This window comes from Tahibacter sp. (assembly GCF_035481375.1).
GTDB lineage: Bacteria > Pseudomonadota > Gammaproteobacteria > Xanthomonadales > Rhodanobacteraceae > Tahibacter.
Genome location: NZ_DATIGT010000150.1, coordinates 1 through 11,831, shown reverse-complemented (window position 1 = coordinate 11,831; position 11,831 = coordinate 1). Strand labels below are relative to the sequence as shown.

The window sequence follows — 11,831 nt, the reverse complement described above, 5'->3', positions numbered from 1 at the left end:
GTCGTGCAGACCACACCCGACATCACGACGTTCTCGCTGCATTCCGCCGCCGACGGCAGCCGCGTCTGGTCCGAGCAGCTCGACGCCGACGCCGGCACCTATGCGACGCCGCCGATCGCGCCCGGCCAGTATTTTCTCGCGGTCGCGAATTTTGAAGCCTGCCAGGTGTATTCGGGCTTTTTCTGTCCCGGCGGCAACACGATCACGGCGGGCACGCCGATCACGGTCACGGCCGGTCTGATCGCGAGCGGCATCGATTTCGTGCTCGACGGCGATCAGCTCTTCCGCAGCAATTTCGGGAATTGATGCGGCGACTGTGACGAACGACCGCCCGCGCGGTCGTTCGCCCACGTACAGTCGGCTGCCTTCCCGCCACGGAATTCCACGCCGATGAAGACGCTCGCGGCCGTGCTGCTGTGCTTGTTCGCCGGCGTCGCGCCGGCGCTCGATTTCACGCCGGCGGCGTCCACCGACGACATCGACAATCCGCACAAGGGCTACATGCTCTGGGGCACGACCTGGGCCCAGGGCGGCGCCGACAACCACTACGGCGCGAACATCTATCACGTCTACGTGCCGTGGCGCGAACTCGAGACCGCCGACCAGGTGTTCGACTGGACCGGCTTCGAACAGCGTCATCTGCAGCCGATACTCGCGGATGATCCCGAGGCCACATTTGTCCTGCGTCCCGTCGCCGACTATCCCGACAGCGTGGGCACGGGGCTTTCGTTCTACTACACCGGCGGCCAGCCCGAGCGCGACTATCCGCTGTTCCTCGAACAGCCGCCGCTGAACATCGCCGGCTTCGACTACGCGAGCTGCGACGGCGACGGCCCGGGCCGCACGCCCGACTGGAACGCGCCCGCGTTCTCGACGCAGGCCGTGCAGCTCGTGCAGGCGCTCGCGCAGCGCTACGACAGCGATCCGCGCATCACGGCGATACAGGTCGGCCTGCTCGGCCTCTGGGGCGAATGGCATCAGAGCGGCTGCGACGCGCACGAACCCGGCGATGCGATCAAAGTCGCCGTGCGCAACGCGTACCAGCAGTCCTTCACGAGCGCGCGGCTGCAGACACGCTACGCGCGCAGTCCCGATGTCGTCGGCGCCGACTTCGGTTTCCACGAAGACTATTTCCCGTCGTTCACGGCGAACTGCATCTACGGCTTTCCGCTCTGCGACGCGAGCGGTGACTGGAATCTCGAATACGGTCTTGCCAACGTCGTGCCGGCCGCACGACAGAACTGGCGCGTGAATCCGCTTTCCGGCGAAAGCCCGACGACGGGCCAGCAGAACACCTGGAGCGCCGACACCGACGACGTGATCACGGTGCTGCGCAACTATCACTTCAGCTTTCTCGGCCCTGCGGGCAAGCACGAGCAGCCCGGCTTCGCGGCGCCGCTCGCGCGCATCAAGCGCGCGCTCGGCTATGACTTGAGCATCGTGCGTTTCGCGCTCGGCGATCCCATCGCGCAAGGCGCATCGCTGCCGTGGCGGCTCGAACTCGCCAATCGCGGCAGCGCGCCGGTCTATCACGCGGCGCAGGTGAAGCTCGAACTGCTCGATGCGGGCAACGTCGTACGTGCGACGACACCGCTCGCCGTGACGCTCGACACGGCCGAACCCGGCGCGACGAGTGTCTGGCGCGGACGTCTGCAGTGGAACGGTCTTGGCGCAGGCAGCTACACGCTGCGCCTCGTCGTCGCCGACGCGGTCGCGGGACGGCCCGGCATCATCGTGCAGAACACGCCGCGCGATGCGGGCGCCGGCGGCGTGCGCCTCGGCAGCCTCACGCTCGCCGCGGGCACCGGCGATCGCATCTTCGCCGACACGTTCAGTCCGTTCTGAACGCCGCCGGCCTCAGGCCGGCAGCACGCGGCAGATGTAGCCCTTGAGGTAATCGGTCTCGGCGATCGCCGGATGCACCGGATGATCGGGCGCCTGCTGCAGCTGCTCGAGCACCTGCGCCTGCCGGTCGAGATGCCGCGCGGCCTGCTGCACGCTGTCGAGCAGCGCCGCGCGCGGCATGTGGTAGGAGCACGAACAGGTCACGAGGATGCCGTCGCGCGTGAGCACCTGCATGCCCATCTCGTTGAGCCGGCGATACGCGATCCGGCCTTCGGCGAAATCCTTCTTGCGCTTGACGAAGGCCGGCGGGTCGAGGATCACGACGTCGAAGCGCTCGCGCAGTTCACGCAGCCGCTTGAGTTCGTCGAACGCATCGGCCTTGACCGCGCTCACGCGGTCGCCGAAGCCGTTGCGCTCGATGTTGCGGCGGATCTGCTCGACCGCATGCGCGGACACGTCGACGCAGACGACTTCGCTCGCGCCCATCGCCGCGGCGCGCAGGCCCCAGCCGCCGAGATAGCTGCAGACGTCGAGCACGCGCTTGCCGTTGACGTAGCGCGCCATGCGATCGCGGTTGGCCTGCTGGTCGTAGAACCAGCCGGTCTTCTGTCCGCCGATCACGTCGCATTCGAATTCGACGCCGCCCTCGCGCACGACGACCGGGGCATCGAGCGCGCCGTAGCCGACGTCGGCGTACTCGGGCAACTGCTCCATGCTGCGGATGCCCGCATCGTTCTTCCAGACCAGCGCGCGCGGCTTGAGGACCTTGACGACGGCCTCGGTGATCTCGTCCTTGAGCCGCTCCATGCCGGCGGTCGTCGTCTGGCCGACGATCACGTCGCCGAAGCGGTCGAGCGTGAGTCCCGGCAGACCGTCGGATTCGCCGAAGACGAGCCGGTAGAACGGTTCGTCGAACAGCCGCTCGCGCAGACTCAGCGCGACATTGAGTTTGTGGACGAACAGCGAGCGGTCGAGCGCGTGATCCAGGCCGCGCGCGACGAGCCGCGCGCAGATCAGCGAATTCGGATTGACGTAGCCGACGCCGATGGGCTTGCCGGCGTGATCGAGGACGATGCAGATCTCGCCGGGCGTGAACGCCGTCAGCGGCGTGCGCTTGACGTCGACCTCGTTGGAGAACACCCACAGATGTCCTGCGCGCAGCCGCGCATCCTCGCCGCGTTTGAGATAGAGAGCAGGATATTCGGCGGCGTCGGACATGTGGATTTCCGTATTTTTAGTAAACGTAGGTTGGGTTGAGCCGCAGGCGAAGCCTTACATCGGGGTATCCCCGCATCAGCGACACCATGCCGAAGCACATGTTGACTGGCGACAAAGCCTCGCGAAGCGCCGTGGCGATCGGGACATCGCTCCGCCACGGGTTCCTCGCAAGTGGGGCATCTCGGTGCCGGGCTTCGCCTGCGGCTCAATTGAGCCTGCGCGACGTCACAACCCGGCGAGGTCAGATCCAGCGCGCCCCCAGAATCAGTCCCCAGCACAGCATCACGTTGACAATCAGCAGGAACACGGCCGCCGACCCCATGTCCTTGGCGCGTCCGGCGAGCACATGGAATTCGGGGCTGGCCTTGTCGACGATGGCCTCGACCGCGGAGTTCAGCAGTTCGGCCGAGAGCACGAGGATCAGGCTGCCGACGAGCAGCGCCTTCTCGATCGGGCCGTTGCCGAGCCACAGCCCCAGCGGCGCGAAGATCACGAACAGGTAGACCTCGAGCCGGAACGACGCTTCGAAGGCGTAGCCCGCCTTGATGCCCTGCCACGACCAGCGCAGCGCCTTGAGTATCTGTTTGGGTCCGCGCGGCTCGTTGCTGGGCATGATCGTGGAAGTGGGCTGGCGCAAAGGCCGCGTAGTATGCCAGAGCCGGGCCGAACGGCCGTTCGGCGCGGCCTGGAGGCCGTTTCTGTCGCGCCGCAACATCGGGATGCAGAAAAAGCCGCACTTGCGAAACCCTTCGCGGTCGCGACTAAAGTGCGCTTGAAACTTGCGCCGAAGCCAACGACGCTTCGGCGCGTCACGGACGTGGGGACGGGATCGATGACGACGGCAACGACGAACAACACGCTTCTGAGCAAACTCGGCTGGCTCGCCTTCGCACTGGTCGGCGCGGCCTGCCTCGGCGTCGTCGCGCTCAAGCGCGGCGAACCGGTCAACGCGATCTGGCTGGTCGCCGCCGCGGTCGCGGTGCTGACGATCGCCTACCGCTTCTACAGCCGCTTCATCGCCGACACGGCGCTCCGGCTCGATCCGACGCGCGCGACGCCGGCGCTGCGCCGCAACGACGGCCTGGATTTCGTGCCGACGAACCGCTGGGTGCTCTATGGCCACCACTTCGCCGCGATCGCCGGCGCGGGTCCGCTCGTCGGGCCGGTGCTCGCCGCGCAGATGGGCTATCTGCCCGGCACGCTCTGGATCCTCGCCGGCGTCGTCTTCGCCGGTGCCGTGCAGGACATGATCATCCTGTTCTGCTCGACGCGCCGCGACGGCCGCTCGCTCGGCGACATGATCCGCGCGGAACTCGGCAACACCGCCGGCACGCTCGCGATGCTCGGCATCCTCGCGATCATGATCATCCTGCTCGCCGTGCTCGCGCTCGTCGTGGTCAAGGCGCTCGCCGAAAGTCCCTGGGGCACGTTCACGGTCGCGGCCACCATACCCATCGCGATCTTCATGGGCATCTACATGCGCTACCTGCGGCCCGGGCGCATTCTCGAAGCCTCGCTGATCGGCCTCGTGCTGCTGTTCGCGTCGATCTGGGCCGGCGGCCATGTCGCCGCCGATCCGGAATGGGCCAAGGCGTTCACCTTCGACGGACGCCAGCTGTCGTGGATGATGATCGCCTACGGCTTCGTCGCGTCGGTGCTGCCGGTCTGGTTCCTGCTCGCGCCGCGCGACTATCTGTCGACCTTCCTGAAGATCGGCACCATCGTCATCCTTGCGCTCGCGATCTTCGTCGTGCGGCCCGACCTGCAGATGCCGGCGCTGACGCGCTTCATCGACGGCAGCGGCCCGGTCTGGTCGGGCAGCCTGTTCCCGTTCCTGTTCATCACGATCGCCTGCGGTGCGGTATCGGGCTTCCACGCGCTGATTTCCTCGGGCACCTCGCCGAAGATGATCGCGAACGAAGCGGACATCCGCCTGATCGGCTACGGCGGCATGCTGATGGAGGCATTCGTCGCGATCATGGCGCTGGTCGCCGCCGCGGCGCTGCAGCCCGGCATCTATTTCGCGATGAACAGTCCGGCCGCGGTGCTCGGCGGCACGGTGGAATCCGCCGCGCAGGCGATCAGCCAGTGGGGCTTCGTCGTCACGCCGGAAATGCTGAGCCAGACCGCGCGCGACATCGGCGAAAGCACGATCCTCTCGCGCACCGGCGGCGCGCCGACGCTCGCCGTGGGCATGGCGCAGATCCTCCACGACGTCATCTCGGGCGAAGGCATGATGGCGTTCTGGTACCACTACGCGATCCTGTTCGAAGCGCTGTTCATCCTGACCACGATCGACGCCGGCACGCGCGTCGGCCGCTTCATGATCCAGGATCTGCTGGGCACCGTGCATGCGCCGCTGCGCCACACCGAATCCTGGGTCGGCAACCTGGTCGCAACCGCGCTCTGCGTCGCGGGCTGGGGCTGGTTCCTGTACCAGGGCGTCGTCGATCCGCTCGGCGGCATCAACACGCTGTGGCCGCTGTTCGGCATCGCCAACCAGATGCTCGCGGCGATGGCGCTGATCTTCGCCTGCGCCGTGCTGATCAAGATGAAGCGCGACCGCTATGTCTGGATCGTCGCGCTGCCGACCGCATGGCTCGTGATCTGCACGCTCACGGCGAGCTGGCAGAAGCTGTTCCATGACAATCCGAAGATCGGCTTCCTCGCCAATGCGAAACGCTTCGCCGAAGCCGCCGCACGCGGCGAAGTGATCGCACCGGCCAAGAGCGTGGAGCAGATGCAGCGCGTCGCGTTCAACAACTATCTCGACGCGGGCCTCTGCGCGCTGTTCGCGTTCATCGTCGTCGTCACGCTGTTCTTCGGCATCCGCGCGGCACTCGCGGCCCGGCGCAACAGCACGGCGACCGCGCTCGAAACGCCGTACGTCGCGGCGGCCACGGTCGGCGGCTGATGCGCGCGACCGTCGCCGCGCTGCGCACGTTCTGGCGCCAGCTTTGCGAGACCGCAAGGCTGGCCGTCGGCGTGCCCGACTACGGCACCTACCTGCGCCACCACCGCGAACGCCATCCGGACGTCGAACCGCTGAGCTACGAGGCGTTCTTCGCCGATCGCGTCGAGGCGCGCTACGGGCGCGGGCGGTCGCGCTGCTGCTGACGCAGGCTCGGCTGAGCCGCCGGCGAAGCCGACATCGAGCCGTCGCTCCCGGCGATCATCCATCGGAGCACCCCAGGCACAGCCGTCGGAACGGCTTCGCGACGCCTACCCGCGGGCATGGGTTCCTTGCCGCGGGCACACCGCGACGGCGGGCTTCGCCGGCGGCGCAGCCCAGCCTGCGTGGCGGCGTTCCGCCTCGACACAGGTTCCCACCGCGCCCGAATGCACGGGATAATCCGCGACCCCGCCCGTCTGGATCGCCCGCCTGATGCATTTCACCCCCGGTCAACGCTGGATCTCCAATGCCGAACCCGAACTGGGTCTCGGCACCGTCTTGCGCATCGAGGGGCGCAGCATCCAGGTCCTGTTCGCGAAAGCCGGCGTGCTGCGCCACTACGCGACGCACGCCGCACCGCTGGTCCGCGCCGAATTCCGCGTCGGCCAGAAGGTCAGCGGCAAGGGCGACAGTTTCACGGTCGAGCGCGTCGAGACGCACCACGGCCTCATGCACTACCACGGCGGCGGCCATACGCTCGTCGAAGGCGAACTGGACGACGTACAGAGCCTCTCGCAGGCCGACGAACGCCTGCTGTCGGGACGGCTCGACCGGCCCGACCGCTTCGATTTCCGCCTCGAAGCGCTGAACCGCCGCGCCGGCGCGCGCCGCGGCATCGACTTCGGCCTGGGCGCCGCGCGCATCGCGCTCGTGCCGCACCAGCTGCGCGTCGCGCAGATCGGCGCGAGCCGCCGGCCCGTGCGCGCGCTGCTCGCCGACGAAGTCGGCCTCGGCAAGACCATCGAAGCCGGCATGATCCTCGCGCGGCTGCTGGCCTCCGGCCGCGTCGAACGCGCGCTGGTGCTGCTGCCCGAGCCGCTGGTCTACCAGTGGTTCGTCGAGCTGCTGCGTCGTTTCAATCTGCAATTCTCCATTTTTGACGAAGAGCGCTGCGCCGCGATCGAACTCGGCGGCGACGCGCGCAATCCGTTCGAGGACGAGCAGCTCGTCATCACCGATCTCGCCTTTCTCGCCGGCAACCGCCGTCGCGCCGAACAGGCCGTCGCCGCGGGCTGGGACCTGCTCGTCGTCGACGAGGCGCATCACCTGGCCTGGACGCCGCAGGCCGCGAGCCCCGAATACGCGCTCGTGGAAACGCTCGCCGCCGCGACGCCGGGCGTGATCCTGTTGACCGCGACGCCGGAACAGCTCGGCCGCACCGGCCATTTCGCGCGCCTGCGCCTGCTCGACCCGGCGCGCTACCACGACCTCGAACGCTATGTCGCCGAAGCCGACGGCTATCTCGCGCTGTCGCAGATCGCGGCGAAGCTCGGCGACGGCGCCGCGCTGACGGCGGGCGAACGCAGCGAACTCGCCGCGCGCCTCGGCGACGACGCCGCGAGCCAGGCACTGCTCGCGAATCTCGACGACGCCGGCGCGCCCGGCCGGCTGCTCGACGCGCTGATCGACCGCCACGGCACCGGCCGCGTGATGTTCCGCAATCGCCGCGCCGTCGTCGGCGGCTTCCCCAAGCGCGTACCCGCGATCGACATCCTCGACGGCGCCGCGCTCGACGACGACCAGCGCCAGCGCCTGCTGACCGAATTCCTGTCCGACATCCAGCAGCCGCCGTCGCAGCACGAATACGACTACACCGCCGATCCGCGCCTGCCCTGGCTGATCGGCGCGCTCGAGCACGCGCCGCGCGACAAGTTCCTGCTGATCTGCCGCAGCCAGGCCAAGGTGCTCGCGCTCGAAGAAGCCGTGCGCACGCGCAGCGGCATTTCGCTCGCGCGCTTCCACGAAGGCCTGTCGATCGTGCACCGCGACCGCAACGCGGCGTATTTCGCCGATCCGGAAGGCGCACGCCTGCTGATCTGTTCGGAAATCGGCTCGGAAGGCCGCAATTTCCAGTTTGCGCACCATCTGATCCTCTGGGACGTGCCGCTCGATCCCGACCTGCTGGAGCAGCGCATCGGCCGCCTCGACCGCATCGGCCAGCAGCACGACATCCAGCTGCACGCGGTCGCGTTCAGCGGCACCGCGCAGCACGTGCTGCTGCGCTGGTACCAGGAAGGGCTCGATGCGCTGCGCACGAGCCCGGCCGACGGCCGCGAACTCTACAAGCGCTTCGGCGCCGATTTGGCCGAACGCGCCGCGACGCATGCGCTCGAAGGCACCGACCCCGACCAGGAACTCGACTCGCTGATCGCCGAGACGCGCGCCGCTCACGAGGAACTGTCGCGCCTCGTGCACGCGGGCCGCGACCGCCTGCTCGAACTCGCGAGCAGCCGCGAGGCGCGCGAGGAAACGCTGCGCGCCGCGCTGGCCGCCGGCGACGCCGATCTCGAAACCGAAGACTTCATCCTGCGCCTGTTCGAGCAGTTCGGCATCGAACACGAGGAAACCGGCCCGCGCACCTGGGTGCTCGATCCGGAATACGTGAGTACCGAAGGCCTGTCCGGTCTCAAGGACGGTCCGCAGCAGATCACCTTCGATCGCGCGACCGCGCTCGCGCGCGAGGAACTGCCGCTGCTGCGCAACGATCATCCGCTCGTGATCGGCGCGCTCGACCTGCTGCTCGAAGGCGAACAGGGCAACGCCGCGTTCCTCGTCGACGACGCGCTGCCGCCGCGCACCGTGCTCGTCGAAGCCGTCTACGTGCTCGAATGCATCGCACAGCGCAGCCTCGGCATCGAACGCTTCCTGCCGCCGCTGCCGCTGCGCGTCGTCGTCGACACCAAGCTGCAGGCGCGCGAATACAAGCCCAATCCGGTGTCGCTGAAGAAATCGATCGACCGCGCCGTCGACTTCAACCGCTATCGCAAATTCATCGCCCAGCTCGTGCCGCCGATGCTCGAGCGCTGCGAGGACGTCGCGCGCGACGCCGCGGCCCGCGAGATCGCCGTGGCTGCCGCGACGGCGGATGCCGCGCTCGGCGCCGATGTCGCGCGCCTGCAGGCGCTGCGCGCGGTCAACCCCGCCGTGCGCGCCGAGGAGATCGATGCGATCGCCGAGGAGCGCGCCGCGATCGCCGACGCCCTGCCGCGCGCGCGACCGCGCCTGGATGCCGTGCGCTTCGTCTGCAGCCAGGATTTCCTGAGTCTGCGGTGAGGCAGCGCGAGTGGAGCGTGGATAGGAGCAAGAAGCGGGTAGACGCTGCTGCGCACTCGTTCCTCACGCCCCTTCACGCCTTGCTCGGCGCGGACCGACCCGGACATCGCATGCCGCCCACGCCCGCGCGACGACGGGAGGCAAACAATGCGACGATGCGCCGTTCCGCGGCGTCCCGCCGTGTTTGTCCGGCTGTGCTGTACGAATGACGCTTCCGCCCCTCCGTTTCGGCGAGTTCGAACTCGATCCGGCCGCGCGCGAACTGCGCCGTCGCGACGAACCCGTGGAACTGCCGACCAGTGCGTTCGACGGACTCGTGTATCTGATCCGCCATCGCGACCGCGCCGTCGGCCGCGATGAACTCATGGCGGCGATCTGGGGCCGCGTCGATGTCGCCGACAGCCTGCTCGGCCAGACCCTCGTGCGCCTGCGCCGCGCACTCGGCGACAGCGGCGAAACACAGCAGTGGATACGCACGGTGCCGCGCTTCGGCTATCGCTGGATCGGCGCAGTCGAGGAAATCGCGCCGGTACCGCGCGAAAACGCTGCACCGGCGAACGCGATCGTCGCGAGCGATGTCGAACCGCACGCGGCCGCTGCGATCGAATCGCCGATCGAAACGCCGGCCATTCCCGTCGAACCCGTGCCGCCGCCCGAAGCCGCGCCGCGCTCGCGCTGGCACGGCATCGCCGCGAGTGCCGCGGTCGTGCTGGCCGCCGCGCTGCTGCTGCTCGCGCTGTGGACGCAGCGCGGCGCGCGCGACACCGCCGCGGCGCCCGCTCGCGGCGCGGCGAATACGCAAGCCGTCGTGTTTCCGGCGCGCGTCGATGCCGGCGACGAATGGGAGTGGCTGCGCCTGGGTCTGATGGACCTGATTGCCAACCGCCTGCGCCGCGGCGATCTCGCGACCGCGTCGAGCGAAAGCGTCGTCGCGCTGCTGCGCGGACAGGGCGACGCCAGTACGGAGGAAACCGACGACGGCATCGGCGCGGCAGCCGGACTGCGCGTGCGGCCGGAAGTCGAACTGCGCCAGGGCCGCTGGCGCATCACGCTGCGCGCGCAGGATGCCGCGCACGACATCCTCGTCGAGACGCGCGCCGACGACGCGATGAGCGCCGCGCGCGAAGCGGCCGACACCCTGCTGCTGCGGCTCGGCCACCTGCCGCCCGACCGTCGCGACGACGCGCCGCAGGACCTCGCCGAACTGCTCGCGCGCACGCGCGCGGCGATGCTCGCCGACCAGCTCGATCTCGCCGGCGAACTGATCCGCCGCGCCGCGCCGGAACTGCGCGAACGTCCCGAGATCGCGCTGCGCGAAGCGCAGATCGAACTGCGCGCCGGCGACTATCTCGCCGTCGAACAACGCCTCATGCGCCTGCTCGACGGACTCTCGGCCGAACGCGACCGCGAACTGCGCGGCCGCGCACTCGTCACGCTCGCGGCCAGCTACATCCGGCGCGAGCGGCCGCTCGACGCGGCCCGTCACTACGAAGAAGCGATCGCGCTGCTGCGCGGGCAGAAAGCGCCCGACGCGCTCGGCCTCGCGCTGCTCGGCCGCGGACTCGTCGCGACCCTGCGCGGCGACTACGCCGCGGCACTGGCCGACCTCGGTCTCGCGCGCAGCGAAACCGAGGCCGCGGGCAATGCGCTCGGCACGACGCAGATCGATCTGAACCTCGCGCTGATCGAAGTGCGGCGGCTGCGGCCGGCCGCGGCGCTGCCGATGCTGCAGGCCGCCGCGGCGCGCTTCGAACGCCTCGGCGCGCAGGAGGAATACGTGTTCACCATTGCGAGCATCGCCGAGGTCGAACAGCTGCTGCTCGACCACGCCGGAGCACTCGCGACGACCGAACGCTACTGGCCGCCGCAGACCCACAGCCGCAACGCGCGCCTGCGCCACAAGCTGGGCCAGGTCCGCGCCGAGGCACTGCTCGAAGTCGGCCGCCTGCGCGAAGCCGGCAGCGTCGTCGACGCGGTGCTGGCAGAGGCCGACGCCGAACTCGACGCCGTCGTGGTCGCGCGCAGCCGCACGATCAAGGCCCGGCTCGCCGCGGCGCAGGGCGATGCCGCAGGTGCGGTACGCGAAGCGCGGCTCGCGCTGTCGCCGGCGCTCGAAGGCTATGACGCACCGCGCTACGTGCAGGCCTGGCTGATCGAACTGCGCAGCCTGCGCGCCGCCGGCGACCCGGCCGCCGCGGCACGGCGGCGCGAACTCGACGCCTGGGTCGCCGCGCACCCGGATCCGTGGCGCCTTGCCTATGCCGCGCTCGCCGAAGCCGAGGAGCGCGCCGCGGGCGCCGAGCCCGAAGCCGCGCTGCCGATATTCGATCGTGCGCTGCAGCAGATCGATGCCGCGGGTGCCGTGCCCGACGACGTCGTCGAGATCATCGCGCCCTATGCCGCCCTGCTCGTACGCAGCGGCCGGCTCGACGACGCCCGCGCCCTCAGCGCCCGCATCGCGCCCTGGGCCGACCGCGACCTGCGCGCCGCCGGCGACCCGGCCGCCGCGGCACGGCGGCGCGAACTCGACGCCTGGGTCGCC

General features: G+C 69.4%; 8 protein-coding genes. 6 read left to right on the top strand and 2 right to left on the bottom strand.

The window, feature by feature from the left end; translation table 11 throughout:
* Positions 1-306, top strand: a 306-nt coding sequence (locus tag VLF18_RS10225; RefSeq protein ID WP_325279527.1) for a hypothetical protein, incomplete at its 5' end; no start/stop codon positions are given.
* Positions 307-390: 84 nt separating this feature from the next.
* Complete coding sequence (locus VLF18_RS10220) at positions 391-1,845, top strand: DUF4832 domain-containing protein (RefSeq protein WP_325279526.1); 1,455 nt, start codon at positions 391-393, stop codon at positions 1,843-1,845.
* Between the two features lie 12 nt (positions 1,846-1,857).
* Here the strand turns inward: VLF18_RS10220 and VLF18_RS10215 are convergent, their stop codons facing one another.
* Positions 1,858-3,063: a class I SAM-dependent rRNA methyltransferase gene (locus VLF18_RS10215; protein ID WP_325279525.1), complete on the bottom strand. Its 1,206-nt coding sequence runs from the start codon at positions 3,061-3,063 to the stop codon at positions 1,858-1,860.
* Positions 3,064-3,304: 241 nt separating this feature from the next.
* The gene (locus VLF18_RS10210; protein ID WP_325279524.1) at positions 3,305-3,676 is read right to left on the bottom strand and encodes a diacylglycerol kinase; all 372 of its coding nucleotides are present in this window, start codon (positions 3,674-3,676) and stop codon (positions 3,305-3,307) included.
* A gap of 219 nt (positions 3,677-3,895) precedes the next feature.
* On the opposite strand from VLF18_RS10210, the gene VLF18_RS10205 reads away from it, so the two are divergent.
* The 4 genes from VLF18_RS10205 to VLF18_RS10190 all read left to right on the top strand — a co-directional run.
* Complete coding sequence (locus tag VLF18_RS10205) at positions 3,896-5,977, top strand: carbon starvation CstA family protein (RefSeq protein WP_325279523.1); 2,082 nt, start codon at positions 3,896-3,898, stop codon at positions 5,975-5,977.
* On the top strand, positions 5,977-6,180 hold the full coding sequence (locus tag VLF18_RS10200) for a YbdD/YjiX family protein (RefSeq protein WP_325279522.1): 204 nt from the start codon (positions 5,977-5,979) through the stop codon (positions 6,178-6,180). Before VLF18_RS10205 ends, VLF18_RS10200 begins: the two co-directional genes overlap by 1 nt.
* A gap of 268 nt (positions 6,181-6,448) precedes the next feature.
* Positions 6,449-9,289 (top strand): RNA polymerase-associated protein RapA, encoded by a 2,841-nt coding sequence (rapA, locus tag VLF18_RS10195; RefSeq protein WP_325279521.1) that lies wholly within the window; start codon positions 6,449-6,451, stop codon positions 9,287-9,289.
* A 205-nt stretch (positions 9,290-9,494) separates the two neighbouring features.
* A partial coding sequence (locus VLF18_RS10190; protein ID WP_325279520.1) for a transcriptional regulator occupies positions 9,495-11,831 on the top strand: 2,337 nt, incomplete at its 3' end.